We start from the raw sequence: 25564 nt of genomic DNA on the forward strand, positions 1-25564 counted from the left end.
GCCACGGTGGCTCACGCGTTCAGGCCGGCGGCTGCGGATCGCAGCCAGGCTCGGCCGCCTCCGCCGCGGCCCAGCGCGCCAACGCCGTCAGCTCGTCCGGTTCGGTCAGCATGCCATCCTCGTCGAGCAGGCAGAACGCGATCAGCCCGCCCATCAGGCCGCCCGCCGCAGGCGCCAGCCAGAACAGCCATAGCTGCGCCGTGGCCCAGCCCTGCACGAACAGCGCCTGGCCGGTGGCGCGGGCCGGATTCAGCGCGGCATGGGTAACCGGCAAGGCGAGCAGATGCGCCATCGCCAGTGCTGGCCCCAGTACCACCGGGCCCGCCGCGATCAGGCGGCGCCGGCGCGTGACGCTGGCGGTCACCAGCGCGAGCATCGCGGTCGCGGCGAATTCGATCGCCAGCGCGCTCGGCATGTCGTAGCCCGCCGGCGAATGCAGGCCGTAGCCATTCGCGGCGAAGCGGTCGGCCGACAAGGCGAAGTCCGGGCGGCCTTGCGCGGCCAGCATCAGCAAGGTCGCCGCGGCCACCGCACCAACCAGTTGCGCAATGCCGTAGGGAATCACGTCGCGCCACGGAAAGCGCCGCGCCGCCGCCAGTCCGAGGCTGATCGCCGGATTCAGATGCGCGCCGGAGATCGGCCCCACCGCCCGCGCCATGGCATAGGCCGCCAGTCCGAAGGCGAGCGCGATGCACAGCAGGTCCGCGGCGGTGTCCGGTTTGCAGCCCGCCAGCACCACCACACCGCATCCGGCAAAGATCAGTCCGAAGGTGCCGACCGCTTCGGCGAGCAGCCTTCTGGCCAGAGACGCCATGGTTCGCTCCTTAACCTGGCTCGACCGCATCGAGGCGGCAGCCGGCCGAATACACCGTGGTCAGCCGCACGCCGTTGTGCGGCCACAGGGCCAGCTTGGTTCGGACGCGCGACAGATGGCTGTCGAGGGTGCGTGAACCGTCCGGCAGCGGGCGGCGCCAGACCGCGTCGACCATGGTCTGGCGCAACACCAGCTGGCCGAGATGCTGGAACAGCAAGATCGCCAGATCGAACTCCTTGGGCGACAGCATGACCGGTGTGCCGGCCAGATAGGCTCGCCGGTCGCTGGTCGAAAAGCGGTAGGCGCCGACCGACAGATCAAAGCATCCTTCGCCGGTTTCGAGCATGCGGCGCGCCAGCGCCTGAACGCGCGCAGCCAGTTCGGCACGCCGCACCGGCTTGGTGATGAATGCGTCGGCGCCCTCGACCAGACCGCGACACAACTGGCACTCTTCGGCGGCATGGCCGAGCAGCATCACGGGCAGGCGGCTGCCGAGCGTGCGCCGCACCCACAGCAGCACGTCCTGCGCAGCGATGCCCGGCACCTCCCAGTCCAACAGCAGCATGTCGAACGCTTCCTGGCGCAATGCCATCATCAGGGTCCGTCCCTCGCGGAAGCGGATGCATCGATGACCTTGCAGGCTGAGCGTTTGCTCCAGCACCACGGCTTGCGTGGGATCGTCCTGCAGCGCGGCGATTCTCATGGCGTCTGCTCTCCTCGCGTGTCGATGTTCGATGGCGCGGATCGCGAGAGCGCATGGATTCGCCTGCGCCGTCGGGCGCCGCCGGCATTGGCGCGGCAATGTCGATCCGCGCAGGCATCGTACGTTCAGACATCGGAATGCCGAAAGTGAGATTTTGTTGAAACCTCAAATTGAGGCAATTCCTATTTGTAAACGGCCGCGTGCCGTCTTTAATGCGGGGTGGTTCGATGCCCGATGGAAAGGGACCGGTCGCATGCAGGCCGGATTTCGATCGCTCACCACCGTGAACGGAGTTTGCGCATGAAGATCGCATCGCTCGAAGACGAACCCGCGCAGGCCGCGTGGATCCAGCAAATCGTGACCGAGGCCGGCCACTGCTGCGTCAGCTTCGGTCTGAGCCGGCAATTGCTGCTGCGCTTGCGCGACGAGAGTTTCGATCTGTTGCTGCTCGATTGGCAGATGCCCGACATGAGCGGCAAGGAGGTTCTGCATTGGACCCGCACCAACCTGGACCGGCGGGTCCCCGTGATGTTCCTGACCTGCCGCGGCGCCGAGGAGGATGTGGTCAGCGGCTTGTGTGCCGGGGCGGACGACTACATGGTCAAGCCGATCCGGCCCGGGGAGCTGACCGCGCGCATTCAGTCGCTGCTGCGCCGTGCCGACAGCCGCCGCGGCAGCCCGGACGCCCGCGTCAGCCTCGGCGGCTATGTGTTCGACAGCGGCGCGCGTACCGTCACGCTGAACGGCCGCGCGATCGAGTTGACGCCGAAGGAATTCGACCTGGCCCTGCTGCTGTTTCGCAACGAGGGTCGGATCGTCGCGCGCAACTATATCGTCGCCGCGGTCTGGGGCAGGGAGATCTCCCCACTGTCGCGCACCATCGATACCCATATGTCCCGTGTGCGCAGCAAGCTCGGGCTGCGCGCCGATCGCGGTTTTCGGCTGATTCCCGTCTATACCCACGGCTATCGGCTAGAGGCGGTGTCCGTGCCATGAACTTGCGTGATGGGTTTGCTCGCTTGGCCGCATGGCGCCGACGCTGGGCCCGCAGTTCGGCGCGTCGCGGCGATCCGGTATGGCGTGCGATCGCGCATGGGGTGGCGCACGATCTTCGTGTTCCGCCCACCGACATGCTGGCCCTCGCCGGCCTGTATCGCGCGGGCGCACTGACCGCTCCTGCATTCGCCGCACAGGTCGTTGCGCACGCGCGCGAAGCGTTGACCCGGGTCGACGAACTGGGCTGCCTGATCGAGGAGGCCGTTCATCGGTATCGCCGCGAAGCGGTCGATCTGGCGGCGCTGGTTGGGGGATGCGTCGATGCGGCATGGAGCGCGGCCGCCGAGACCGGCGTGGCCCTGCATTGGGAGGGCTTGCCTGCCGCCGCATGGGTGGATGGGGATGCCCGCATGCTCGAAATGGCCGTGAGCCGTCTGCTGTCCCGTGCGATTCTCGATGCCTCGCCCGACGCGGCCGTGCGTCTGCGGGTCGGCGTCTCGGGCTGCGTCTGCTGCGTCGAGATGACGACAGCCGTCGCCTCGGCAGGCCCGGTCGTCGCGGCGCTGTCGCGCAGTGCGCCGGCTGGAATGTTCGTGCGGCGCGTGATGCGATGCCACCGCGGCAAGCTGACGTTGCGCAAGGAGGGGGACGCGGCGATCTGGCGCCTGGTGCTGCCCCAAAGCAAGAAAGCACCCGAAGGTGCTTTCCTGCCTGTTGATCGGTAAGAAACGACGCCGATCAGAAGATGTGGCGGATACCCACGGCCACGCCGGTCTGGTTGCTCTTGCCCGGCAGTTCGGTGCGGGCACCGTCCTTGACCTTGTTGTAGTCGACCGTACCGTAGACCTGGGTACGCTTGGACAGCGCGTATTCGGCCAGCAGCACGCCGGTGTAGCGCTTGCCGTCGTTGCCGGCGATACCGTTCTTGTTTTCGATATCGTCGTAGTAGAACGCGCCGGTCAGCGCAAGGGCCGGGGTCAGTTGGTAAGTCAGGCCGGCGTAGCCAATGGTGTCTTTCCGCGGATTGGCGGTCGGATCGCCGCCGACCGGGATAGCGTTTCGCGTCGTACCTTGGCTGGTATCCCAGTTCATCAGGCTATCCACCATGCCATAGCCTTGAAGCGCGCCATTGACGCTCACACGAGTACTGTCCTTGCCGCCGAGATAGCCGAGGAACACCTTGGCTGCGCCGAAGGAGTACTTGCCTGCCGCACCCCACATTTGCTGCTTGTTGCCGGCGCTGTCCCGCACTTGCTGATACACGCCACCCACGCCAAACGGGCCAAACGTGTAAGCGGCCCGGGCACCCCAATACTGATTGGAGCTCATGCTGCCCGGGGTTTCGCCGAAGCCGTAGCTCGCGCCGACGTTAAGGCCACCGAACTTGCCGTCATAGCTGACGACGTTATTGTTGCGGAACTGGGTCAGGAAGAACGGCCACGCATTGGCCGTGTAGTTGCCGATGGTCAGCGGGTCGAAATCGCCGAAGAAGTTGAAGCCCTCCGTGTACTGACGGCCCAGCTTCACGGTACCGAAATCACCGCTCAGGCCCACGTAGGCTTGGCGACCGAACAGCGAGCCGCCTTGGTTGGCGCGACCGGTATCCGGGTCGAATCCGTTTTCCAGCTGGAAGATCGCCTTCAGGTTGTTGCCCAGGGCTTCGCTGCCCTTGATGCCCCAGCGGCTGTTGGTGATGGCGCCGTTGGTCAGTTGAACCAGACCGTCGTCGTTGGCGTTGGAGTTGGTGGTGTAACGAATGCTTTGGTCGACGATCCCATACAGCGTGACCGAGGTTTGCGCGTAGGCGCTGCCGGCGAACAGGGTGCCGAGTGCGAGAGTCAAGGCCGATTTCTTCATGGTGCTCCTTTTCTGTCTTGTGGTTCTGTCGCCGGATCGCGGCGGCATTTATGAGCTCTACGTTGTCGGTAGACGCCGCGAAAATTTATCAAAACGTAACCCGTTCCGACACCAATCCGTGCTCGGGCGGCGCCGAATGGACGCGGCTGGTGCAATTTCGTTGTCCGGCCGCGACAGTTGCCCGCAATGGTGCATTGCGGCGTGCAAAGTCGCGCCAGCCGGGGCGTCGGCGAACGGAAGGGGAAGCGGAAAGGAAGGAGGCGGGGAGGGCAGGGCATCCGCGTCGGGACACCCCGCCAAAGGGGGGGCGGCAGGACCGGGCGGTCCCGCCGCGGAAGGTCAGCTCTGCGGGATCTCGATCTTGACCTCGAGCACCTCGAGGTTGTCCTGGCGCTCGAGACTGACCCGCAGGTCCTGGTCGCCGATCTTCACGTACTTCGAAATCACGGCAACCAGCTCGCGCTGCAGTGCCGGCAGATAGTCGGCCGGCGCGGAATGGCCGGTGCGTTCATGGGCGAGGATGATCTGCAGCCGCTCCTTGGCGACCGACGCGGATTTCTTTTTCTCCCCGAGCAGGAAGGACAGGATCGACATGGGGATGAGCCCTCCTTACTTGTTGCCGAACAGGCGCGACAGCAGGCCCGGCTTCTGATAATCGACGAAGCGCATCGGCTTTTCCTTGCCGAGGAAGCGGTCCACGACGTCGCCATAGGCGTCGGCCACGTCCGTGCCCTCCAGATGGATGGCCGGCGTGCCCTGGTTCGAGGCGTGCAGCACTGCCTCGGATTCGGGGATCACGCCGATCAGCTTGATGCGCAGGATTTCCTGGATATCGGTCAGCGACAGCATCTCGCCGCCGTGCACCCGCTTCGGGTTGTAGCGCGTGATCAGCAGGTGTTCCTTGATCGGCTCGCCTTCGCTGGCGCGCTTGGTCTTGGACGACAGGATGCCCAGAATCCGGTCGGAGTCGCGCACCGACGAGACTTCCGGATTGGTCACGATCAGTGCTTCGTCGGCAAAGTACATCGCCATCAGCGCGCCGGTTTCGATGCCCGCCGGCGAATCGCAGACGATGTATTCGAAGTCCATGTCGATCAGGTTCTTGATCACCTTCTCGACGCCTTCGTGCGTCAGCGCTTCCTTGTCGCGCGTCTGCGAGGCCGGCAGGATGAACAGGTTCTCGCACTTCTTGTCCTTGATCAGCGCCTGATGCAGGTTCGCTTCGCCCTGCACCACATTGATCAGGTCATAGACCACCCGGCGCTCGCAACCCATGATCAGGTCGAGGTTGCGCAGGCCGACGTCGAAGTCGATCACGGCGGTCTTGTGGCCGCGCAGGGCCAGCCCGGCGGCGAAGCTCGCGCTGGTGGTGGTCTTGCCGACGCCTCCCTTGCCGGAGGTCACAACGATGATTTTTGCCATGGCTCTTGGTCCAGTAATAGGGTTGAAGCTTGCGCTGCGATGTTGCGGAACTCGGCCGGACTCACTTCATGCGAAGCGGCTCGAGAATCAGGGTTTCGTCGGCGAGCCGGACCTGCGCGGGTTTGCCCAGCACGTCGGGCGGCAGGGTCTGTTCGGCGGTCCGGTAGATGCCGGCGATCGAAATCAGTTCGGGTTCCAGGCAGGTGCAGAAGATGCGCGCGTCCGGATTGCCCTTGACCCCCGCCAGCGCACGGCCGCGCAGCGGGGCATAAATATGGATATTGCCTTCGGCGATGACCTCGGCGCCGAAGCTGACCACGTCCATGATGACGACGTCGCCGTGCGCGTAGATCTGCTGGCCCGAGCGCAGCGGCTTGTCGATCAGCAGCGTCGTGGCGGCCCGCGGCGGTTCCGGCGTGGCGACCGGGGCTGCGGCTGGCGCGGCAGCGGCAGACTCGCTGGCCGCCGCCTGCTCCGCGTCGCGGGCGGCTGCGGCGCGCCCGTTGCCGCGGCGGCTCTGGCTGTCGAGCATCGGCAGTCCGCAGGCCTGGGCCCAGTCGTGCTGCTCCTGGCGTGCCACCACGCCGATCGCGCGGGCCTTGAGCGTGGACAGCGTGTCGATCACCGCGCCCAGTTCCGGCCGCTGGTCGTCTTGCAGCGAGCGCAGGTCCAGCGCGATGACGTCGTTCGAGAAGAAATCGGGGGTGGCTTCGAAGCGCGACAGCAGATCGTCTCGCAGCGCCGAGGTATCCGCGGTATGGAGCGCAAGAAGGAGGGCGTCGACATTGCCACTACGCAGCTCGAAGTGTGGCGATTTCTTCTGGGACATAGCCGGGTAAGCGTGGAAATATCGCATTCTAACTGCGTCTTCCCGGCTAACTGTAACAATTGTCGATCAGGTGACCTGCACGGCGCGACGTCGGGAACGAGGATCGTCGCGCTCGCCCTCAGGTCGACCTTCGTTCTCCAGCGCACTGCCGCTTGTTACGATTGCGCATCCTGACCGAGGAGCGTTCATGGGTGCGATCGTCAATTGCGTGGCCTACCGCGGCGGCAAGCGGCTGGGCGAGGTCCCGTTGGAGGACATCAGCGAGGTACTGAAGACGCCGGGCACATTTGTCTGGCTGGGCCTGTACGAACCGGATCTTGCGCTGCTGCGCCAGGCGCAGCTCGAATTCGGCCTGCACGATCTGGCGGTCGAGGACGCCTTGAACGCCCACCAGCGACCCAAGCTGGAGTCCTATGGCGACAGCGTCTTCATCGTGCTCAATACCGCGCAGCTGGCCGACGACAGCGTCCAGATCGGCGAGACGCATCTGTTCGTAGGCCCCAACTACGTGGTATCGGTCCGCCATGGGGCCAGCAGCGCCTACGCGCCCGTGCGCGATCGCTGCGAACACGAGCCGCACGCGCTGGCCAACGGCCCCGGCTACGTGCTCTACGCGCTGATGGATTTCGTCGTCGATCACTACATGCCGATCGTCAACCGGCTGGAGGACACCTTCGAGCAGCTCGAACAGGGCCTGTTCCGCGACCAGTTCGACCGCACCGCCATCGAACGGCTGTACCACATCAAGCGGCAGGTGCTGCGGCTGCGCAATGCCGTCTATCCGATCGAGGAGATGTGCGGCCAGTTGATCCGCCTGCACGAGGACCTGGTGCCCAAGGATCTGCGGGCCTATTTCCGCGACGTCGAGGACCACGCCAACCGGCTGCTGCGAACGCTCGACGTCGTGCGGGAGATGCTGACCACCGCGGTGCAGGTCAATCTGGCGCTGGTCACCGTCGGCCAGAACGAGGTGGTCAAGCGGCTTGCCGGCTGGGGTGCCATCCTGGCCATCCCTACCGTGGTGTTCAGCCTGTACGGCATGAACTTCGAATACATGCCGGAGTTGAAATTCCCGCTCGCCTATCCGGCCGTGATCGCCGGTACCGCGCTGGCCTGCACGGCGCTCTGGCGCAAGTTGCATCGGGCGGGGTGGGTGTGAGCCGGCGTGGCCTCACACGATAACGCGATCAGCTGCAACGTTTCACTCGCTTGGGATACTGCTGACGAGAGTGCATGACACGCAGTATCTGTATCTCTGCGCTGACGCGCCGGTAAACCACGTAGTAGTTCGGATGGATGACCAACTCGCGGGTGCCACGTACACGGCCGCGGCGATACAGAAACGGACGATCCGGCAAGGCAGCCGTCATTCGATCAATGTTCTGGTATAGCGAATACGCCGCCTGGGCATCGTGCTCGGCGATATGGGACAAGATGTGCTCCAGGTCCGCAAGCGCGGAGTCGAGCCAATTGACCCGAGGCATTTGCCAGGTTTGTACTGGGCGATCGCGGCAGGTGGGGCAGGGCGTTACTGTGGCTTGTCGGAGCCGGTGGCACCCATCTTGAGCAAGCGGGCACGGATGCGCGCCATCGCTTCCTGATGCGGAATGAATGCGGCGTCGGGGGAATCGGCCGCCCGAACGGCGGCCTCGACTTCAGCACGGAACCAGCGGTCGTAATCCGCTTCTTGTTCGGCGCTCCTGAATTCCGGCTGGGAGGGGAGACTTGCGTCGCTCATGCGGGGCAGTATAAAGCCGCCCAGTCGTGCAGTCGTACTCGAATTCATTTCGTGCCTGTACATGGCTGGGCGGGTGGAGCCCAGCATTTCCAAAAAAACCGGCCACCACCCCCGGTGCCGGGGCGCGACATTGCGATGGTGGTGGCCGGGTCCGCGCAAGCTGCCCGTGTGGTGAACAACGCCGGGCATGTTACGAGCGCGGCGCTCCAGCGTTTTCGAGAACCGCCTGCGGCTTTCGCATTCGGTTCTTGTGGCGCTTGAGAGCCCACGCGCCAGGAAAAATCTGCGCGCTTTGCACAATCGCGATGGCATCGCGGCACGGGCAGAGCGGGGGCAGGGCCAGCGGGCGGCGAGCAGGCGACAGCCCGTCTCGGAATGCAATTTGCATCCCCGTGCGAATCGATCTTCGGAGGACCGACATGAACGATCCGCACGATATGTCCGCAGTCTCCGCCACGTCGGGGGCGGCGGAAATGCGCGAGCGCCAGGACGCCGTGGCGCACCGGACGCTGGACCTCGACGGCATCCGCATCTTCTATCGCGAAGCCGGACCGAAAGACGCCCCCACGCTGCTGCTGCCGCACGGCTACCCTTGCTCGTCCTATCAATACCGCCGTCTGCTGCCGGCACTCGCCGACCGCTGGCATGCCGTGGCGCCGGATTTTCCGGGATTCGGCTACAGCGATACGCCGGACTTCGGCCGGTTCGGCTACGACTTCGACGCCTACGCGGCCTTTCTCGAACGCTTCGCCGACGCGCTGGAGCTGCGGCGGTATGCGCTCTATCTGCACGACTACGGTTCGCAGATCGGCCTGCGCCTTGCCATCCGGGCGCCGGAGCGGATTACCGCGCTGATCGTGCAGAACGGCGACATCTACGAGGACGCGCTCGGGCCCAAGTACGAGACGATCCGGCGCTATTGGGCCGACCCGACGCCGGCCAATCGCGCGCCGCTGGAAGCGGCCGCCAGCGAGCACGGCTTCCGGGACGAATTCATCGGCGAAATCAAGCCCGAACACGTGCCGCGCATGTCGCCGGATCTATGGACGCTGCACTGGCGCCTGATGGATACGCCGATCCGGCGCGAGCTGGCCGTGCGGCTGATGGAAGGGCTCAAGGCAAATCTCGACTGGTTTCCGCGCTATCAGGCCTATCTGCGCGAACATCAGCCGCCGACGCTGATCCTGTGGGGACCGCACGACGGCTATATGCCCGAGGCGGCCGGCCGTGCCTATCTACGCGATCTGCCGCGCGCCGAACTGCATATGACCGACGGCGGCCATTGGCTGCTGGAGACGCATTTCGCACAGGTATGCCCGCTGATCCGGGACTTTCTCGCTCGCGTGTCGACGGGCGCGTAGGCGCCGGCATTGCGGCAGGCGGCTCCCTCTCCCGCTTTCGGGAGAGGGATGGGGTGAGGGAACACCGCCGCCTCGCTATTCCTCCTGGAACGCTTCCTCGCGCTTGGCCTTGACCGAGGGCAACGCCACTACCGCGACGAGCGCCGCGGCAGCGACCAGCAGGCCCAGCGACAGCGGCCGCTCGACAAACACATGGAAGTCGCCGCGCGAGAGCAGCAGCGTGCGGCGGAAGTTCTCTTCCATCATCGGTCCGAGCACGAAGCCAAGCAGCAGCGGCGCGGGCTCGCAGCGCAGCTTCATGAAGACATAGCCGATCATCCCGCAGGCCGCCGCGACGAACACGTCGAACACCGTGTTGTTGACCGAGTAGACGCCGATGCAGCAGAAGGTCAGGATCGCCGGATACAGGAAGCGATACGGTACCTTCAGCAGCTTGAGCCAGATGCCGATCAGCGGCAGGTTCAGGATCACCAGCGTCAGGTTGCCGATCCACATCGAAGCAATCAGGCCCCAGAACAGCGACGGGTTGCTGGTCATCACCTGCGGGCCGGGCTGGATATTGTGGATCGTCATCGCGCCGACCATCAGCGCCATCACGGCGTTCGACGGAATGCCCAGCGTCAGCAGCGGAATGAAGGACGTCTGCGCGGCCGCGTTGTTGGCCGATTCCGGTCCGGCCACGCCTTCGATCGCGCCCTTGCCGAATTCGTGTGGATGCCTCGAGGTCTTCTTCTCCAGCGAATACGCAGCGAACGACGACAGCGACGCGCCGCCGCCCGGCAGCACACCGAGCGCCGAGCCGAGCGCGGTGCCGCGCAACACGGCGGGGATCATGCGCTTGAAGTCTTCCCTGGTCGGGAACAGGTTGGTCACCCGATCGGTGAAGGTCTCGCGCGCCTCGCGCTGTTCGAGATTGACGAGGATCTCGGCGAAGCCGAACAGGCCCATCGCCAGTCCGGTGAGATTGATGCCGTCGGTCAGCTCGGGGACATCGAACGAGAAGCGTGCCACGCCCGAGTTGACGTCGGTGCCGATCAGACCGATCAGCAGGCCCAGCACGATCATCGCGACCGCCTTGATCAGCGAGCCCGATGCGAGCACCACGGCGCCGATCAGCCCCAGCACCATCAGCGAGAAATACTCGGCCGGCCCGAACTTGAACGCCAGCTCCGACAGCGGCGTGGCGAACGCGGCGAGAATCAGCGTGGCGACGCTGCCGGCGAAGAAGATGGCTACGAACGATACATCATGACATGATGTATTTGAACGAAAACGAGGGTAATTCCCGGCGAATTCACCGCGCTGGTGCGATGCAGGGCATGCAGGTTTGGCCCGATTGCATCGGGCATTGGCGGTGCGTTGTCGGGCGAAGTCGGGCGATGTCGGGCCCCGTCAGGGGCCGCGGGTTACTTGACGCACGGCCGGCGCCGTGCGATCACACCAGCCGCGCTCCGGGCCAGGCGCCGGACATCACGATGGTTCGCACCGACTGGCGCACCGACTGCATCACGTCCCACAGACCAGGGACAGTCGGCCGATTGCGCGCGACCGTCAGCGCGATCTGCCGCGTGACGACGGGATCGGCGAGTCGCGTCGACAACAGCCGTCCCTGCGCGACGCGGTCGGCGACCGCGGCGAATGGCAGCAGCGTCGCGCCGCAGCCTTCCTCGACCAGCCGCATCGACACGGTGTTCGATGCATCGCATTCGAGCGCCAGCGTCAGCGAGGTGCCGGCGCGCGCCGCCAGCCCCTCGGCCAGCACGCGCAGGCCGTGCTCGGTGCTCGGCAGGATCAGCGGCACTTCGCCGAGCCTGCGCACCGGGAAGGTGGGACCGATATGCGTCCACGAGGTCGGCGTGACCAGCGTCAGGTCTTCCTCGAGCAGCACGTCGACCTTCAGCGCGCCGTGCTGCTCCGGCAGATAGAGCAGCGCGACATCGACTTCGCCGGCGGCGAGCCAGCCGAGCAGCGGACTGGCCAGCCCCTCGACGAAGCGCAGCCTGGTGGCCGGGAAGCGTTGCTTCAGCGCGGTGCCGATGCTGGCGAACGCGGTATTGGCGATGGTCGGCTGCGCGGCGATCACCAATTGCGCCGGTCCCTGCGCCGTCGACGCGCGGATCGCCTCGCGGGCCTCGGCCAGCGTCGAGGCGACCTGGCGCGCGTAGCCGAGCAACGTATGGCCCGCCTCGGTCAACACCACGCCGCGCCCGCTGCGGTGAAACAGCCGCGTGTCGAGCGCCGCTTCGAGCCGTGCGATCTGCCGGCTGACGGTGGACTGGTCCGCGCCCAGCTCCAGCGCGGCGCGCGAGATGCTCTGCGTGTTTGCCACGCAGACGAAGCAGGCGAGGTCGTCGGAGTTCGGCGTCGGTGCGTTGTTGCCGCTCATGCGCCCCTCATGCGCCGCGCCCGGCGCTGTCGGCGCTCGCGGAAGCCGGCGTATCGCCGATCGCGAAATCGGCCATGTGTTCGAGCGCGCGGACCAGCCCCGAATGGTCCCAGGCCTCGCCGCCGAGCGCCTCGCAGACATTGAACAGCTGCTGGCACGACGCGGTGCCGGGCAGGCTCAGTCCCAGCTTGCGGGCGGTCGACAACGCCAGATTCAGGTCCTTCTGATGCAGCGCAATCCGGAAGCCGGGGTCGAAGGTGCGGCGGATCATCCGTTCGCCATGCACTTCGAGAATGCGCGAGCTGGCAAAGCCGCCCATCAGCGCCTGCCGCACGCGCGCCGGATCGGCGCCGGCCTTTGCGGCGAGCACCAGCGCCTCGCCGACCGCCTCGATCGTCAGCGCGACGATGACCTGGTTCGCGACCTTGGCGATCTGTCCATCGCCGACGCCGCCGACCAGCGTGATGTTCTTGCCCATCAGCTGCAGCAGCGGCAACACGCGGTCGAACACGTCCTGCTTGCCGCCCGCCATGATCGACAGCGTGCCGGCCTTGGCGCCGACCTCGCCGCCGGAGACCGGCGCATCGACATAGTCGCAGCCGAGGGCCTCGATGCATCCGGCGAATTCGCGCGTCTCGATCGGCGAGATCGAGCTCATGTCGACCACCACCTTGCCGCCGGACAGCCCTGCCGCGACGCCGTTGTCGCCGAACAGCACGCGCTCGACATCGGGCGTGTCGGGCAGCATCAGGATGATGATGTCCGCCTGGCGCGCGACCTCGGCGGCGTTCGCGCAGGCGCGCGCACCGGCATCGAGCAGCGCCTGCGGTGCGCCGCTGCGGCTATGGACGTACAGCGTATGTCCGCCTTCGAGTAGATGCTGGGCCATCGGGGCGCCCATCACGCCCAGGCCGATGAATCCGATATTGCTCATCTGTCTGCCTCATCGATCGATCGGGAATCGCCGGCCCGCCCAGCATCGTGGCTGGCGCGGCCGGCACCAGCGCCAGCATACGCTCTGTCGGCGTTGCCGCGCCGCCATGGCCGGCGGCCAGGCCAAAGACTCAAGGCTCAAGCCGGATCCGTCGTCAGCCGCGACAGCGGCCCCGGCGATTCGCCGCGCCGGGCCTGGACCTGCGCCGCGGCATCGTCGAGCTGAGCCAACGTGCCGCCGTCGACCGGTATCGCGTCGGCACGCGCGCGGCAGCGTTCGCGTTCCGGGTCGCCCGGCATGCGGATGGCGTCGTGCCCCGGCTGCAAATGCGAAGACTTCAGCCAGCGACGAAGGCATCCAGCTCGACGCCGAAGCTGGTGCTGCCGGCAAGCCGCTCCGGGTCGAACACGATCGTCAGCATGTTGTTCCAGATCGCATGCGGATGCGTCAGGGTCTCGGGCCGTACCGTATGGCCGCCGGTCACCGCGGCGCCCAGCAGCTCGCACATCACCGCCAGCGCATAGCCCTTGTGCTCGGCGAAGGGCCGCAGCGCGCCTTGCGGTTCGCCGTTCTGCGGATACATCGCCGATGCCCGCTCGGTCGGCGCGCCATCGGCATCGAGCAGGCAGCCGGCGGGTACGGTCACGCCCTTGTTGTGGGCGACGCGAACCTTGCCAAGCGCGATCGCGCTGGTGGCGAAGTCCAGCACCAGGGGCGGCTTGCCGGTGACGGGCACGCCGATGGTGAAGGGGTTGGTGCCATAGCGCGCCTGATAGCCGCCGTGCGGCGCGACGATCGGCTTGGACAGCACGTTGACGAAGTGGATCGATATCATGCCGGCCGCGCAGGCCTGCTCGGCCCAATGGCCGACGCGTCCCAGATGATGCGACTGCCGCAGCCCCATCACCGCCACGCCGTGCTGCCGGGCTCGCCCGATGGCGAGCGCCATCGCCTCCTCGGCCACCGCGGGCCCCATGCCGCGATTGCCGTCCAGGCTCAGCACGCTGCCGCTATCCTGCAGCACGCCGATGCGCTGGTTCAGCTGCAGCTGATCGCCGAGCCACGACTGCACGTACTTCGGCACCATGCCGACGCCGTGCGAATCGTGGCCGGTCAGGTTCGCCATCACCAGATGGTCGGCGGTCAGCCGCGCCTCGCGCTCATCCGAGCCGGCGGCGCGCCACAGGTCGACGATCCATCGATGCAGGGCGTCGGGGGCGATGTGATGTTCGGTCATGGATTCGGAAGGTGGTACGCGGTTGGTACGGCGATGGTACGGAACGAGACGGCACGCTCATTCCAGCTTGATGTTGGCCGTCTTGACCAGGTTCGCCCATTTGGCCACCTCCGACTTCTGGAACGCACCCAGCTCGGCCGGACCGGCGCCCGACGGCTCGATTCCCATCCCCATCAGCCGCGAGCGCATCTCCGGCTCCTGGATGATCTTGCCGATCTCGGCGGCCAGCCGGTTGACGATCGGCATCGGCGTGCCGGCCGGCGCGAAGATCGCCTGCCACGAGACGATCTCGTAGCCCTTCAGCCCGCTCTCGGCCATCGTCGGCACCTCGGGCAGTTCGGCGGCACGGCGCGGACCGGTGGTCGCCAGCGGACGGAACTTGCCCGACTGGATCAGCGGCATCGCCGCCACGCTGTTCTCGAACACCAGATCGACTTGCTTGCCGAGCAGCGCCTGCACCGCAGGGCTGCTGCCCTTGTAAGGAACATGCAGCAGCTTGATGCCGGACATCGAGGCGAACAACTCGCCCGCCAGATGCTGCGAGGTGCCGTTGCCGGACGAGCCGAAGCTGACGCTGCCCGGCTTCGCCTTGGCCGCGGCGATCACGTCGGCGACGCTCTTCCACGGGCTGTCGGCGTTGACGACCAGCACGTTGGGCAACGTGCCGATCAGCGTCACCGGCTGGAAATGCTTGACCGGGTCGTACGGCATCTTCGGGTACAGGCTGACGTTGATCGCGTGCGAGCTGATGGTGCCCCCGAGCAGCGTGTAGCCATCCGGCGCCGCCTTGGCGACATAGTCGCTGCCGATATTGCCGCCCGCGCCGGCGCGGTTCTCGACTACCACCGATTGCCCAAGCGTCGACGACAGCCGCTGGCCGATCAGCCGGCCCAGCACATCGGTCGTGCCGCCCGCGGCGAACGGCACCACATAGGTGATCGGTTTGCTCGGCCAGTTGTCGGCGGGACCCTGCGCGGCGGCAGGCCCAGCCGCTAGGGATGCGGGCACGCACAGCGCGGCGAGGAACCGCCGCATGGCGGGCAGGCGATCGACCCAGGGCGCGATCCGCGGCCGCAGCGGGGGGCGCTGCGGTAACTGCCGGGACTGCCGTGAAGGCGGGTAGAGGTTCGGCATGGGGTTGTCTCCTGTCGTCGTTATGGGGGCGCCATCCGACTGCCGCGGACCATGAACCCGACGAGACAGCGGTGGCCTGGCATGCAATCTACATGCAGGCCGCGTCGCAAGGTTTGCATCAGATGCATAACAGAAATGCATGCCCTGCCGGGGCAACGTGGCGTCGCCGTCGCAACATGCGTCTACGTTTTCCGCCCTATCTCTTGTCGCGCCATCCATCGAACGGACCATGAGTGACCAATTCCCCCTTTCCCTCGCCGCCTTGACCGAACCGGCGGTGACCGCAGCGGCTGCCGCACCCGCCGCCGCCGCAGCGCTGGCTGTCCGCTCGGGCGGCCGCGTGCTGGTCGACGCCCTGCGGATCCACGGCGTCGAGCGCGTCTTCTGCGTGCCCGGCGAGAGCTTTCTCGACGTACTTGATGCCCTGCATGACCAGCCGGCCATCGACCTGGTGGTTTGCAAGCACGAGGGTGCGGCGGCCAATATGGCCGAGGCGGACGGCAAGCTGACCGGCCGGCCCGGCATCTGTTTTGTCACGCGCGGGCCGGGCGCGACCCACGCCAGCATCGGCGTGCATATCGCCGCGCAGGACTCGACGCCGATGATCCTGTTCGTCGGCCAGATCGCGCGCGGCCACAAGGGGCGCGAAGCTTTCCAGGAAGTGGACTACGGCGCGATGTTCGGCGGCATCGCCAAATGGGTGGCCGAGATCGACGATCCCGCGCGGATCCCCGAGCTGGTGGCGCGCGCGTTCCAGATCGCGACTTCGGGGCGTCCCGGCCCCGTGGTGCTGTCGCTGCCGGAGGACGTGCTGGACGGCCAGTGCCAATGCGGCGACGCGTCGCGCTATCGCCCCGTATCGGCGTCGCCGCGTCCCGGCGACGCGCAGGCCGTCGCCGAACTGCTGTCCCAGGCGCAGCGCCCGCTGGTGATCGCCGGGGGCAGCAACTGGAGCGAGGCGGCGGTGGCGGACTTCGCCGCTTTCGTCGATGCGTGGGACCTACCGGTTGCCTGTGCCTTCCGCCGCCAGGATGTGCTGGACAATCGCGACCCGCGCTACATCGGCCACTTGAGCCTGGGTGTCAGCCCCGCACTGGCGACGCGTGTGCGCGAGGCCGACCTGATCCTCGCCTTCGGCACCCGGCTCGGCGACATCGTCACCGACGGCTATACACTGCTCGAGCCGCCGCGGCCCCGGCAGCGGCTGATCCATCTGCATGCCGACAGCGCGGAAATCGGCCGCGTCTATCAGCCGGACCTCGCGGTGCTGTCCGGCATCGACCAGGGCGCGGCGATGCTGGCCGCCATGCCCGCGCCGGCGTCGCCACGGTGGTCCGACTGGACCGCTGCCGCGCGTGCGGAACACGTGGCCTTCGCCACGCCGCCGGCCCCGCATCCGCAAGCCGAAGGCGTCGACATGGGCGCCGTGATGGCCCATCTGGATCGCGTGTTGCCCGACGATGCGGTCCTCAGCAACGGCGCCGGCAACTACACGGTCTGGCTGCATCGGTTCTTCGCGTATCGCCGCCCGCGCACGCAACTGGCGCCGACCTGCGGCGCGATGGGCTACGGCCTGCCGGCCGCGATTGCTGCCAAGCTGCGAGCGCCAGAGCGTACCGTGATCTGTTTCGCCGGCGACGGCTGCTTCCTGATGTATCCGCAGGAACTGGCCACCGCCGCCGCGGCCGGCGCCAACGTGATCGTCGTGCTGGTCAACAATGGCATGTATGGCACGATCCGGATGCATCAGGAGAAGCGCTATCCGGGGCGCGTCAGCGGCACCGCCATCGCCAATCCGGACTTTGTCGCGATGGCGCAGGCATGCGGCGCATGGGCCGAGCGGATCGACAGTAGCGCAGCGTTTGCCGCCGCCTTCGAGCGCGCGCTGGCCGCTGGCCGGCCGGCGGTGCTCGAGCTGCGTACCGACCCGCGCCAGATCACGCCCGCGATGCGGCTGCCGTAGCCCGGCGCGGACAACGAGGGATCGACGACCGATACGAGGGAACCCAATGACGAACGCATCTTCTTCCTCTCGCCCGCGCTATCACGCCGCTGCACTGCGGGACATGGCCGACGCCGTGCTGACCCGCGCGGGCATGCCGGCCGATCGCGCCGACGATGTGGCCGACATCCTGATCGAAGGCGATCTGATGGGGCACGACACGCACGGCCTGCAATTGCTGCCGGTCTATCTGACGGAGATCGAGAGCGGCAGCATGCAGGTCGCCGAAGACTACGCCGTGATCTCCGACCGCGCGGCCGTTGCCACCTGGGACGGCAAGCGCTTGCCGGGGCCGTGGCTGACGCTGCGCGCGCTCGATGTCGCGATTGAAAAGGCGAAGGCGTACGGCACCGGTACCGTCACCATTCGTCGCAGCCACCATATCGCCGCGCTGGCCGCCTATCTCGAGCGCGCGACCTCGCAGGGCCTGATGATGCTGCTGTACTCGTCGGCGCCGGCGGCGATGATGGTCGCGCCGTTCGGCGGCACACGCCCGCTGTTCTCGCCGAGCCCGATGGCGGCGGGTTTCCCGACATCGCGCGGTCCCGCGCTGATCGACGTCTCCACGTCGATCACCACGGTAGGCCTGACCACGCGCCTCTATCGCGAGGGCAAGCGCCTGCCGCACCCGTGGCTGATCGACGAGAACGGCGAGCCCAGCGACGATCCGGCCGTCCTGCAGGCGCCGCACAAGGGCTCGATCCTGCCGCTCGGCGGGCTCGACGTTGGCCACAAGGGCTATGCGCTGTCGCTGATGGTCGAGGCGCTGACCGCCGGTCTGGCCGGACACGGACGCGACGACCCGGGTCAGCGCTGGGGCAATACCGTGTTCCTGCAGATTCTCGACCCGAAGGCCTTCGCCGGCGAAGACGCATTCGAACACCAGATGGGATGGATCGCCGATGCCTGCGCGGAAAACCCGCCACGCCCTGGCGTCGATCAGGTCAGGCTGCCGGGCTGGGCCGCGCTCGAGAGAAAGGCGAAGCAGCTCGAAGAGGGCGTCGCGCTGAATCCCGGCATCGTGCCGCAGCTGGAACCGTGGTTGCAGAAGTTTGGCGTCGGCATGCCGGAGCGGATGGGCTGAAGGCAGACCGCTCCGTTCATCCGTTGGCGCCTATCGCGCCTTGATCACCAGACTCTGCTGCGCCATGCCGATCGCGCCAGCTTCGTCGTAAAGCGTCGAGGTCGTCAGTCCGATACCGCTGGCCTGAGCGATGGTGAGCGAATCCACACCGACCCATTCCCCCTGCGGCTGCCGGTGCAGCGAGACGGTCAGGTCCGCATTCGCGAAGACGAAGCGATCGAGCGGCAGCGCCCAGCTGATGCCGTTGCCGAAGTCGGCGGCGGCCGCCGCGCGGGCGCTGGCTGGCGTGGGCCAGCCGTCGATCAGCGGTACCGCGAAGCGGAACCATGCAGCGGCGGGGCCGGGCTCGGCGACGCTGCCCGCCGCCACGCGGCTTTCCATTGCCGTGTAGTGAAACGAAGTCTGCTCGACCATGCCGGGGATGCGGATCGGTTCGCTGCATTGGTCCGGCAGCGGCAGCGGGCATGCAGCCGCCGCGGGGATCAGGTCCACCGCACGCTCGCGCATGAACACCGCGACGCCGCGCACGACCGGCTTGTCGTCATGCATCAGGCTCAAGGCCACGCGCCGTACCGAGCCGCCCGGCTGGATCTCGTGCGTGACCTGCAGCGGCGCGATCGGTACCGGACGCAGCAATTCCAGCGTCAGCCGCACCATCGACCATCCGGCTTCGTCCGCCATCGCACGTTCGGCTATCGCGGCCAGCAGACCGGCCGGCGCGCCGCCGTGCTGCGCATCCGGACTCCACGGCCCGCGCGCGAGCGTCGACGGCAGGATGCTGTTGCCGACGTAGGCGAATACGCTTGGCCTAGTCTGCGAGTCCACAGGCCACCTCCCTAATCGGTACGGTTTCGACCGCGAACTGCCGTGCCCACTCGCGGAACTTCATCACCGGCCCATCGCCGCGCGCCAGGCTCGGGCGAGGGCGGTGCGCCTTGTGGTTCCAGATCGGCACGTCCTGGCTGACCTGCCGGATCGCCTCGTTGACCAGCTCCAGGCTCATGTCCGGTGCCTCGATCCCCGACAGCCGCGCCATCAGGCTGAAGCGCAATTCCACCTCGTTCGCTTCGCGCGGCGTGATGGCGTCGACGAACAGGATCTCCGCCAGATCGCCGATCCGAAAGCGCACCGTCGCCAGATAGGGCCCATATAGCGTGGTTTGGATGTAGCCGCGCTGCACGCCGCGCGGCGTCTTGAACTGGTGGACGATATTGACGTCGAGGATCGGGCCGCGTGGCTCGAAGCGATCGACCACCGCCAGGCTTTCCACGCCATGCAGGTAGTGGAAATGCGTGCTGTCGACGATGTTCTCCTGGATCTCCTGCCAGACCGTCCGCACCTGCCACGCATGGCGGTGATAGCGCGACCATTCGCCGTGGCCGTATTCCGGCAGCCGCGGAAATTCGTAGGTCGGCGGCCGGTCGTGCGGATGCCACCAGGCCAGGATCAGGCCATTGCATTCGACCGTGGGCCAGCGCCGCATGCCGCGCGATTGCAGCGAGGCGTCCGGGCTGTACGGAATGCGCGTGCATTCGCCGCGCCCGTCATAGCGCCAGCCGTGGAAAGGACATTGGATTTCGTTGCCGACGACGCGGCCGCCATGGCCCAGATGCGCGCCCAGGTGGCGGCAGTAGGCATCCATCAGATGGGCTGCGCCATCTTGATCTCGCCACAGCACGAACTCCTGCCCGAAGGCCCGCACCGGGCGCACATCGCCGCGCTTGAGCGCATCGCCGTACTCGACCTGGAACCAACCGTACGCATAGGGGCGAAGTGGCAGCCTGTCCATTGCGCGTCTCCTTTCCGTCGAATTTTGTCCGAGTCTACAACCAGAAACTCAACCTTGCACGAAGAAATGAAAGCATAGATACTTCTTTCATGCCCTACCGTCGAACCCCCAAAGTTGAAGCTCGTCTGGCGGAAACCCGCGAGCGCATCGTCAAGGCCGCGCTCAAGCTGGTCGCGCGTGGCGGCTACACCGCCGCCAACATTCCGGCCATCGCCGCGGAGGTCGATATCTCGGCCGGCCTGATCTACCGCTACTTCGCCACCAAGGCCGACCTGTTCAACGAGGTGTTCAAGCGCGCCGCGCAGACCGAGATCGACGCCTGCGCCGCCGCCCTGGAGACCGAGGGCAGCGTGCGCGAGCGGCTGGCCCGTGTCGTCGAGACCTTTGCGCGACGTGCCTTGCGCGGCCGGCAACTGGCCTGGGCGCTGCTGGCCGAGCCCGTCGATCCGCCGATCGATGCGGCGCGGATGCAGTTTCGCGAGCCGTATCGCGCGATCTTTGCCACCTTGGTGCGACAAGGCATCGAAGCCGGCGAGATCGCGCCGCAGCATCCGCATATCGTCGGCACCGCCATCGTCGGCGCCATCGCGGAAACGCTGGTGGGGCCGCTCAGCGCGCCGCATCCAGACGAGGAGGACGCCGATCTGGTCGCCAGCCTTGTCGCCTTCTGCGTGCAATCCCTTGGACCGCAGCCCGCAGCTGCCAACCCGTCGAGGAGGAGACGGCATGAGTGACTTCCATCAAGCCGCACCGAAATCCAGCAATCGCTTTCGTACCGATCCGACGCTGCGGCTGACGCTGGAGCGGCTGCTTCCCGCGGAGGTGTTTGCCGAGGCAAGCCCGTCGCTCGATCGCCTGGGCGAGCGTGCCATCACCGAACTGCAGCCGCTGGCCGATCAGGCCGAACGCAATCCGCCGCAGCATGTGCCCTACGACCCATGGGGCCGGCGCGTCGACGAACTGCGCGTCGATCCTGCCTGGCTGCGGCTGGTGCAGATTGGCCAGGAGGAAGGGCTAGTCGCCCTGCCTTACGAAACGCCCTACGGCGAGCATTCGCGCGTCGTACAGGCCGGGCTGGTCAATCTGTACGACCCTGCCTGCGCGGTGGCCGACTGTCCGCTGGTGATGACCGACGGCGCCGCGCGCCTGCTGCTGCAGCACGATCCGCAGCTGGCGCAGCGCTATGTGCCGAAGCTGACCGCCCGGCACGATGCGTGGACCTCGGGCCAATGGATGACCGAGAAGGAGGGCGGCTCGGACGTGGGTCGCAGTTCGACCATCGCGCGCCGGCTGGGCGACGGCACCTGGGCGCTGACCGGCACCAAGTGGTTCACCTCCGCCACCACCGGGCAGATGGCCCTGGCGCTCGCGCGGCCCGAGGGCGCGCAAGCGGGAAGCCGTGGCCTGTCGCTGTTCCTGATCGAGCTGCGCCGACCGGATGGCAGCTGGAACGGCATCGAAGTCCGGCGCCTGAAGGACAAGCTGGGCACGCGCGCGCTGCCGACCGCCGAACTGGACTTGAAGGACGCCATTGCGGTGCCCGTCGGCGAAATCGGACAGGGCGTCGGCAAGATGGCGGGCCTGCTCAACATCGCGCGCTTGTGGGCCTCGTGGGGCGGTCCGGCCGGAGTCGGGCATCTGCTCGATCTGGCGCGCGACTACGCAGGCAAGCGCGAGGTCTTTGGCAAGCCGCTGGGGCAGCAGCCGATGCATCGCGCCTGGCTGGCGCGCATCGCCGCGGAATACGAGGCGATGCTCGCACTCAACTTCCAGACCGCGGCGCTGATCGGCGCGGCCGAGCACGGCGCCGATGGCACGCTGTCGCGCTTGATGGCGCCGCTGACCAAGCTCGCCTGCGCACGCCAGGCAGTCTGGGCCGGCAGCGAGCTGCTCGAGAGCTTCGGCGGCGCGGGCTATATCGAGGACACCGGCCTGCCGCGGCTGTTCCGCAATCTGCATGTGCACTGCATCTGGGAGGGCACGACCTCCGTGCTGGCCCACGACGTGCTGCGCGCATTGCGCTCGCCGGAACACGGGGAAGCGTGGATCGAGGACGTCGTGCGCCGGCTGCGTGGACTGTCGCTCGATGCGACGCGGGGGCTGCGCCAGCGCATCGAGAGCGCGCTCGACACGCTGATCCCGATGATCAACGCGCCGGACGAAGCGCAGGGCCGCCGCCTGGCATGGGGCATGGCACGCACGTATCAGGCCGCGCTGCTGGCCGAGGCCGCCGAATGGCGCCTGCGGGTCAAGCGCGATGCGGCAGGGCTGGCCGCGGCCGAACTGTTTTGCGCGGACGGACTGGTGCCGGCCACCACTGGCACCGATATCGCCGCCGCCGTCGATGCGCTGGCGATGGGAACCGCGCGGCCGAACGCATGATGGCGTCGTGCCGGATCGAATCACCGGGGAGGATGTTGCAAGACAGCCAGTAGACCAACGCCGTAGACAAACGGCAAACGGCCGGACGAAGAACCGGCCTCAAGGCCCAAGGAGGAGACAGCATGTGGACGATCAATGAGGCGCTCGACAGCGTCGCCCGCCAGCGCAAGGCGGATATCGCCATCGTCGATGGCGCGCAGCGAATTCGCTACGACGAGCTGCGACGACGCGTCAAACACACCGCTGCGTGGCTGCAGGCGCAGGGCATCGGCAAGGGCGACAAGATTGCGCTGCAGGGTCGCAATTCGGCCGCCTGGGTGATCGCCTACTACGCGATCCTCGATATCGGCGCCGTTGCCGTACCGGTGAACCACAAGCTCGCCGCGCCTGAGACCGCCTATATCCTCGAGCACAGCGAAAGCCGGCTGTGGCTGGTCGATGCCGATCTGCATCGCCAGCTGGACGGTGCGCCGCCGGCGTTCGCCTTGTCCGCTGCCGGCAATGAAGCGGGGCTAGCTGTCATTGCGCCGGAAAGCGAGCAGCACGCCTATAGACCGGTCGACGTCGACGACGACGATCTTGCCGAGCTGCTGTACACCTCCGGCACCACCGGACGGCCGAAGGGCTGCATGCATTCGCATGCCAACGTGATTCTCGCCGGCACCGGCTCGAGCCTCGTCTATGGCCTCGGCCCCGCCGACCGCGTACTGCTGGCGATGCCGATCTGGCACAGCTTTCCGCTGAACAATCTGCTGGTCGGCAGCCTGTTCGTCGGCGCCACCGTGGTGCTCCTGCCCGAATATCACCCGGTGCGGTTTCTGGAGACGGTGCAGCAGGAACGATGCACCTTGTTCTTCGGCGCGCCGATCGCCTACCTGATGGCGCTGAAGATGGCACCGGACTTTGCCAACTACGATCTGTCGAGCGTGCGCGCGTGGCTGTATGGCGGCGGCCCGATCGACGCCGGCACGGCGCGCATGCTCGCCGACCGCTACCGCTCCGAGCGCTTCTATCAGGTCTTCGGCATGACCGAGACCGGCCCCACCGGTACCGCGCTGTTGCCCGACGAGCAGGTCGTCAAGGCGGGCTCGATCGGCCGGCACGCCGTCAGCGGCTGCACCATCCAGGTCATGCGCGACGAACAACAGGAAGCCGGTCCCGGCGAAGTCGGCGAAATCTGGATGCGCTGCCAGTCGATGATGCAGGGCTATTACCGCGATCCCGCCGCCACCGCCGCGGCGTTCCACGACGGCTGGTATCGCACCGGCGACCTGGTACGGATCGACGAGGACGGTTATCTGTTCATCGTCGACCGGGTCAAGGACATGATCGTCACCGGCGGCGAGAACGTCTATTCCAAGGAGGTCGAGGACGTGCTGGCGGGCCATCCGGCGATCTCGGAGGTGGCGGTGGTCGGCATGCCGCATCCGGAGTGGGGCGAGAGCGTGGCGGCGGTGGTGGTGCCGAAGGCCGACAGCAGCGTGGATATCGACGACATCCAGGCCTACTGTTCGGAACGGCTGGCGAAGTACAAGGTGCCGCGGCAGGTGCGCGTCGTCGAGGCGATGCCACGCACGCCGACGGGCAAGGTGATGAAGTACCAGTTGCGCGAGCGGCTGCGCGAGTCGGTTTGATGGAGCGGGTAGAGTCGGGGCGCAATCGGTTTATCCTTGTGCCTTCGCTGACTCAACGGATATTCGCGATGACCCGTCTCTCCCTGCTTGCTTCGCTCATTTCGCTCGGCGCGCTGTCGTTTGCCGCGCAGGCCGCCGACCCGGCCCAGACGCTGCCCTCCGGCGTCTCGATCCAGCACCTGACCAAGGGCAATGGCGCATCGCCAAAGGCCACCGATACCGTCAAGGTGCACTACCGCGGCACGCTGACCGACGGCACCGAGTTCGACAGCTCGTACAAGCGCGGACAGCCGATCTCGTTCCCGCTCAACAGGGTGATCCCGTGCTGGACGGAGGGCGTGCAGAAGATGCAGGTCGGCGGCAAGGCCAAACTGGTATGCCCCGGCAACACTGCCTATGGCTCGCGCGGCGTACCGGGCACGATTCCGCCGAATGCGACGCTGAACTTCGAGGTGGAACTGCTGGGTATCGGCGGTTGAGCGGTGGTTGAACGGGCCGCTACGCGGGCCTGATCGACCGGCGCGCGGCGTCGCATTCCTCGCAGCCCGCCTCCGGCGGATGCAGGAAGATCAGCAGATCGCGCGCCAATTGCCGTAGCACGACATCGACGATATCGCGTGCGCGAAACAGGCGCCCGCTGGCGTGGCCGACAGGGCCTTCACGTTGAAGGCCCTTTTCTTTTAGCCAATCGTCTGCCAGGGCAAAGCGCTCGCAACAGTGGTCGTTTTCCAGATAGTCGATGCGAGCCGGCCTGCCGTTGCGCAGCACCGTGCAGTGATGCGGCACGCCGTAAGGCACGCCGGCCATCAGTTCTGCCAGGTGAATCGTGGTATTCGCGTCGTGGCCCACGCCGAGCAGCAGCACCAGCCCATCGAGCTCGTGCACACGGCCCACGGGGCTGGCCGCGATATGGGGCGGCAGCGGCAAGGGATCCGCGGTGATGCGATGTGTCTGCGGCCCCGCCGCGGCGAAGGCAAATGGATGGTCGCTGCGGATGACACCGGGCCCGCGCCAGAAGGTGTCGGCGACGATGCCGAGGTCCGCGGAAGCTGGTGTGGAGGCGGGATCGAACGGGGCATCGTCATCGTCGCCCCAGGACGGCATCACGAGCGTGCCGGTGGGGCCGATTGCGGCGCGCAGCGCGTCGACCAATCCTTGCGGGCCGCCGTCCACGGGCCTGACCTGGCGGAACGAAGCGTGAACCAGCAGCACGGCGCCGGCAGGTACGCCGAGCGTGCGCAACTGCGCCACCAATTCGGCGT

General features: G+C 67.0%; 24 protein-coding genes and 2 pseudogenes. 10 read left to right on the top strand and 16 right to left on the bottom strand.

The window, feature by feature from the left end; all coding sequences use genetic code 11:
• Positions 1 to 19: 19 nt before the first annotated feature.
• Positions 20 to 814 (bottom strand): aquaporin, encoded by a 795-nt coding sequence (locus tag J5T34_RS15610; protein WP_208580521.1) that lies wholly within the window; start codon positions 812 to 814, stop codon positions 20 to 22.
• A 10-nt stretch (positions 815 to 824) separates the two neighbouring features.
• A complete protein-coding gene (locus tag J5T34_RS15615) occupies positions 825 to 1517 on the bottom strand; it encodes a response regulator transcription factor (protein ID WP_208580522.1) in 693 nt (230 codons plus the stop codon).
• Between the two features lie 300 nt (positions 1518 to 1817).
• Between J5T34_RS15615 and J5T34_RS15620 the strand changes: the two genes are divergently transcribed.
• Both J5T34_RS15620 and J5T34_RS15625 read left to right on the top strand, forming a co-directional pair.
• On the top strand, positions 1818 to 2513 hold the full coding sequence (locus J5T34_RS15620) for a response regulator transcription factor (RefSeq protein ID WP_208580523.1): 696 nt from the start codon (positions 1818 to 1820) through the stop codon (positions 2511 to 2513).
• The gene (locus J5T34_RS15625; protein ID WP_208580524.1) at positions 2510 to 3238 is read left to right on the top strand and encodes a hypothetical protein; all 729 of its coding nucleotides are present in this window, start codon (positions 2510 to 2512) and stop codon (positions 3236 to 3238) included. The genes J5T34_RS15620 and J5T34_RS15625 overlap by 4 nt, the downstream gene beginning before the upstream one ends.
• Before the next feature lie 13 nt (positions 3239 to 3251).
• Here the strand turns inward: J5T34_RS15625 and J5T34_RS15630 are convergent, their stop codons facing one another.
• From J5T34_RS15630 to minC, 4 genes are all read right to left on the bottom strand, one after another.
• The gene (locus J5T34_RS15630; protein ID WP_208580525.1) at positions 3252 to 4370 is read right to left on the bottom strand and encodes a porin; all 1119 of its coding nucleotides are present in this window, start codon (positions 4368 to 4370) and stop codon (positions 3252 to 3254) included.
• A gap of 339 nt (positions 4371 to 4709) precedes the next feature.
• Positions 4710 to 4964, bottom strand: a complete 255-nt coding sequence (gene minE / locus J5T34_RS15635) for a cell division topological specificity factor MinE (protein WP_006578294.1) — start codon at positions 4962 to 4964, stop codon at positions 4710 to 4712.
• A 15-nt stretch (positions 4965 to 4979) separates the two neighbouring features.
• Positions 4980 to 5792, bottom strand: coding sequence for a septum site-determining protein MinD (gene minD / locus J5T34_RS15640; protein ID WP_174106089.1), 813 nt, complete (start codon positions 5790 to 5792; stop codon positions 4980 to 4982).
• A gap of 61 nt (positions 5793 to 5853) precedes the next feature.
• Complete coding sequence (minC, locus tag J5T34_RS15645) at positions 5854 to 6621, bottom strand: septum site-determining protein MinC (protein WP_208580526.1); 768 nt, start codon at positions 6619 to 6621, stop codon at positions 5854 to 5856.
• Positions 6622 to 6808: 187 nt separating this feature from the next.
• Here minC and J5T34_RS15650 point away from each other — a divergent pair, with 187 nt between their 5' ends.
• Positions 6809 to 7780 carry a magnesium and cobalt transport protein CorA gene (locus tag J5T34_RS15650; RefSeq protein WP_208580527.1) on the top strand — a complete coding sequence of 324 codons (972 nt, stop codon included), beginning with the start codon at positions 6809 to 6811 and terminating at the stop codon, positions 7778 to 7780.
• A gap of 28 nt (positions 7781 to 7808) precedes the next feature.
• On the opposite strand, the gene J5T34_RS15655 is transcribed toward J5T34_RS15650, so the two are convergent.
• Together J5T34_RS15655 and J5T34_RS15660 are read right to left on the bottom strand one after the other, a co-directional pair.
• Positions 7809 to 8105, bottom strand: a complete 297-nt coding sequence (locus tag J5T34_RS15655; RefSeq protein ID WP_208580528.1) for a type II toxin-antitoxin system RelE/ParE family toxin — start codon at positions 8103 to 8105, stop codon at positions 7809 to 7811.
• 44 nt (positions 8106 to 8149) lie between these two features.
• On the bottom strand, positions 8150 to 8359 hold the full coding sequence (locus J5T34_RS15660) for a stability determinant (RefSeq protein ID WP_208580529.1): 210 nt from the start codon (positions 8357 to 8359) through the stop codon (positions 8150 to 8152).
• 419 nt (positions 8360 to 8778) lie between these two features.
• Here J5T34_RS15660 and J5T34_RS15665 point away from each other — a divergent pair, with 419 nt between their 5' ends.
• Positions 8779 to 9720, top strand: a complete 942-nt coding sequence (locus J5T34_RS15665; protein ID WP_244258954.1) for an alpha/beta fold hydrolase — start codon at positions 8779 to 8781, stop codon at positions 9718 to 9720.
• A gap of 75 nt (positions 9721 to 9795) precedes the next feature.
• Here the strand turns inward: J5T34_RS15665 and J5T34_RS15670 are convergent.
• The 5 genes and pseudogenes from J5T34_RS15670 to J5T34_RS15690 form a co-directional block, all read right to left on the bottom strand.
• A pseudogene (locus tag J5T34_RS15670) lies at positions 9796 to 10956 on the bottom strand (tripartite tricarboxylate transporter permease); the annotation flags it as partial.
• Positions 10957 to 11155: 199 nt separating this feature from the next.
• Positions 11156 to 12106 carry a LysR family transcriptional regulator gene (locus J5T34_RS15675; protein WP_208580531.1) on the bottom strand — a complete coding sequence of 317 codons (951 nt, stop codon included), beginning with the start codon at positions 12104 to 12106 and terminating at the stop codon, positions 11156 to 11158.
• 7 nt (positions 12107 to 12113) lie between these two features.
• The gene (locus J5T34_RS15680) at positions 12114 to 13040 is read right to left on the bottom strand and encodes a 2-hydroxy-3-oxopropionate reductase (RefSeq protein WP_208580533.1); all 927 of its coding nucleotides are present in this window, start codon (positions 13038 to 13040) and stop codon (positions 12114 to 12116) included.
• Positions 13041 to 13177: 137 nt separating this feature from the next.
• Positions 13178 to 14277 (bottom strand): annotated as a pseudogene (locus tag J5T34_RS15685) (malate/lactate/ureidoglycolate dehydrogenase).
• A 57-nt stretch (positions 14278 to 14334) separates the two neighbouring features.
• Positions 14335 to 15312 (bottom strand): Bug family tripartite tricarboxylate transporter substrate binding protein, encoded by a 978-nt coding sequence (locus tag J5T34_RS15690; protein WP_208580668.1) that lies wholly within the window; start codon positions 15310 to 15312, stop codon positions 14335 to 14337.
• 328 nt (positions 15313 to 15640) lie between these two features.
• Here J5T34_RS15690 and J5T34_RS15695 point away from each other — a divergent pair, with 328 nt between their 5' ends.
• Both J5T34_RS15695 and J5T34_RS15700 read left to right on the top strand, forming a co-directional pair.
• Positions 15641 to 17374: a thiamine pyrophosphate-binding protein gene (locus J5T34_RS15695; RefSeq protein WP_208580535.1), complete on the top strand. Its 1734-nt coding sequence runs from the start codon at positions 15641 to 15643 to the stop codon at positions 17372 to 17374.
• Between the two features lie 46 nt (positions 17375 to 17420).
• Complete coding sequence (locus J5T34_RS15700; protein ID WP_208580537.1) at positions 17421 to 18497, top strand: Ldh family oxidoreductase; 1077 nt, start codon at positions 17421 to 17423, stop codon at positions 18495 to 18497.
• Between the two features lie 30 nt (positions 18498 to 18527).
• Here J5T34_RS15700 and J5T34_RS15705 read toward each other — a convergent pair whose 3' ends face one another.
• Together J5T34_RS15705 and J5T34_RS15710 are read right to left on the bottom strand one after the other, a co-directional pair.
• Positions 18528 to 19322 (bottom strand): thioesterase family protein, encoded by a 795-nt coding sequence (locus J5T34_RS15705; RefSeq protein WP_208580539.1) that lies wholly within the window; start codon positions 19320 to 19322, stop codon positions 18528 to 18530.
• Entirely contained in the window at positions 19306 to 20286 is a 981-nt protein-coding gene (locus J5T34_RS15710; protein ID WP_208580541.1) for a Rieske 2Fe-2S domain-containing protein, read from the bottom strand. The genes J5T34_RS15705 and J5T34_RS15710 overlap by 17 nt, the downstream gene beginning before the upstream one ends.
• On the opposite strand from J5T34_RS15710, the gene J5T34_RS15715 reads away from it, so the two are divergent.
• From J5T34_RS15715 to J5T34_RS15730, 4 genes are all read left to right on the top strand, one after another.
• A complete protein-coding gene (locus J5T34_RS15715) occupies positions 20286 to 21020 on the top strand; it encodes a TetR/AcrR family transcriptional regulator (RefSeq protein ID WP_244258955.1) in 735 nt (244 codons plus the stop codon). The genes J5T34_RS15710 and J5T34_RS15715 overlap by 1 nt on opposite strands.
• Positions 21013 to 22668: an acyl-CoA dehydrogenase family protein gene (locus J5T34_RS15720; protein WP_208580543.1), complete on the top strand. Its 1656-nt coding sequence runs from the start codon at positions 21013 to 21015 to the stop codon at positions 22666 to 22668. Before J5T34_RS15715 ends, J5T34_RS15720 begins: the two co-directional genes overlap by 8 nt.
• A gap of 122 nt (positions 22669 to 22790) precedes the next feature.
• Positions 22791 to 24302, top strand: coding sequence for a class I adenylate-forming enzyme family protein (locus tag J5T34_RS15725; protein WP_208580545.1), 1512 nt, complete (start codon positions 22791 to 22793; stop codon positions 24300 to 24302).
• A 68-nt stretch (positions 24303 to 24370) separates the two neighbouring features.
• Complete coding sequence (locus J5T34_RS15730) at positions 24371 to 24781, top strand: FKBP-type peptidyl-prolyl cis-trans isomerase (RefSeq protein ID WP_208580547.1); 411 nt, start codon at positions 24371 to 24373, stop codon at positions 24779 to 24781.
• Positions 24782 to 24800: 19 nt separating this feature from the next.
• On the opposite strand, the gene aac(3)-IV is transcribed toward J5T34_RS15730, so the two are convergent.
• Positions 24801 to 25553 carry an AAC(3)-IV family aminoglycoside N-acetyltransferase gene (gene aac(3)-IV, locus J5T34_RS15735; RefSeq protein WP_347880658.1) on the bottom strand — a complete coding sequence of 251 codons (753 nt, stop codon included), beginning with the start codon at positions 25551 to 25553 and terminating at the stop codon, positions 24801 to 24803.
• Between the last annotated feature and the right edge of the window lie 11 nt (positions 25554 to 25564).

It is taken from the genome of Cupriavidus gilardii (assembly GCF_017598945.1).
In the GTDB taxonomy this organism is placed as follows: Bacteria; Pseudomonadota; Gammaproteobacteria; order Burkholderiales; family Burkholderiaceae; genus Cupriavidus; species Cupriavidus gilardii_E.

Excerpts from the sequence above, each read along its gene's own strand:
- J5T34_RS15610 (WP_208580521.1), bottom strand. The coding sequence starts at position 814 with ATGGCGTCTCTGGCCAGAAGGCTGCTCGCCGAAGCGGTCGGCACCTTC.
- J5T34_RS15615 (WP_208580522.1), bottom strand. The coding sequence starts at position 1,517 with ATGAGAATCGCCGCGCTGCAGGACGATCCCACGCAAGCCGTGGTGCTG.
- J5T34_RS15620 (WP_208580523.1), top strand. The coding sequence starts at position 1,818 with ATGAAGATCGCATCGCTCGAAGACGAACCCGCGCAGGCCGCGTGGATC.
- J5T34_RS15625 (WP_208580524.1), top strand. The coding sequence starts at position 2,510 with ATGAACTTGCGTGATGGGTTTGCTCGCTTGGCCGCATGGCGCCGACGC.
- J5T34_RS15630 (WP_208580525.1), bottom strand. The coding sequence starts at position 4,370 with ATGAAGAAATCGGCCTTGACTCTCGCACTCGGCACCCTGTTCGCCGGC.
- minE (WP_006578294.1), bottom strand. The coding sequence starts at position 4,964 with ATGTCGATCCTGTCCTTCCTGCTCGGGGAGAAAAAGAAATCCGCGTCG.
- minD (WP_174106089.1), bottom strand. The coding sequence starts at position 5,792 with ATGGCAAAAATCATCGTTGTGACCTCCGGCAAGGGAGGCGTCGGCAAG.
- minC (WP_208580526.1), bottom strand. The coding sequence starts at position 6,621 with ATGTCCCAGAAGAAATCGCCACACTTCGAGCTGCGTAGTGGCAATGTC.
- J5T34_RS15650 (WP_208580527.1), top strand. The coding sequence starts at position 6,809 with ATGGGTGCGATCGTCAATTGCGTGGCCTACCGCGGCGGCAAGCGGCTG.
- J5T34_RS15655 (WP_208580528.1), bottom strand. The coding sequence starts at position 8,105 with ATGCCTCGGGTCAATTGGCTCGACTCCGCGCTTGCGGACCTGGAGCAC.
- J5T34_RS15660 (WP_208580529.1), bottom strand. The coding sequence starts at position 8,359 with ATGAGCGACGCAAGTCTCCCCTCCCAGCCGGAATTCAGGAGCGCCGAA.
- J5T34_RS15665 (WP_244258954.1), top strand. The coding sequence starts at position 8,779 with ATGAACGATCCGCACGATATGTCCGCAGTCTCCGCCACGTCGGGGGCG.
- J5T34_RS15675 (WP_208580531.1), bottom strand. The coding sequence starts at position 12,106 with ATGAGCGGCAACAACGCACCGACGCCGAACTCCGACGACCTCGCCTGC.
- J5T34_RS15680 (WP_208580533.1), bottom strand. The coding sequence starts at position 13,040 with ATGAGCAATATCGGATTCATCGGCCTGGGCGTGATGGGCGCCCCGATG.
- J5T34_RS15690 (WP_208580668.1), bottom strand. The coding sequence starts at position 15,312 with ATGCGGCGGTTCCTCGCCGCGCTGTGCGTGCCCGCATCCCTAGCGGCT.
- J5T34_RS15695 (WP_208580535.1), top strand. The coding sequence starts at position 15,641 with ATGAGTGACCAATTCCCCCTTTCCCTCGCCGCCTTGACCGAACCGGCG.
- J5T34_RS15700 (WP_208580537.1), top strand. The coding sequence starts at position 17,421 with ATGACGAACGCATCTTCTTCCTCTCGCCCGCGCTATCACGCCGCTGCA.
- J5T34_RS15710 (WP_208580541.1), bottom strand. The coding sequence starts at position 20,286 with ATGGACAGGCTGCCACTTCGCCCCTATGCGTACGGTTGGTTCCAGGTC.
- J5T34_RS15720 (WP_208580543.1), top strand. The coding sequence starts at position 21,013 with ATGAGTGACTTCCATCAAGCCGCACCGAAATCCAGCAATCGCTTTCGT.
- J5T34_RS15725 (WP_208580545.1), top strand. The coding sequence starts at position 22,791 with ATGTGGACGATCAATGAGGCGCTCGACAGCGTCGCCCGCCAGCGCAAG.
- J5T34_RS15730 (WP_208580547.1), top strand. The coding sequence starts at position 24,371 with ATGACCCGTCTCTCCCTGCTTGCTTCGCTCATTTCGCTCGGCGCGCTG.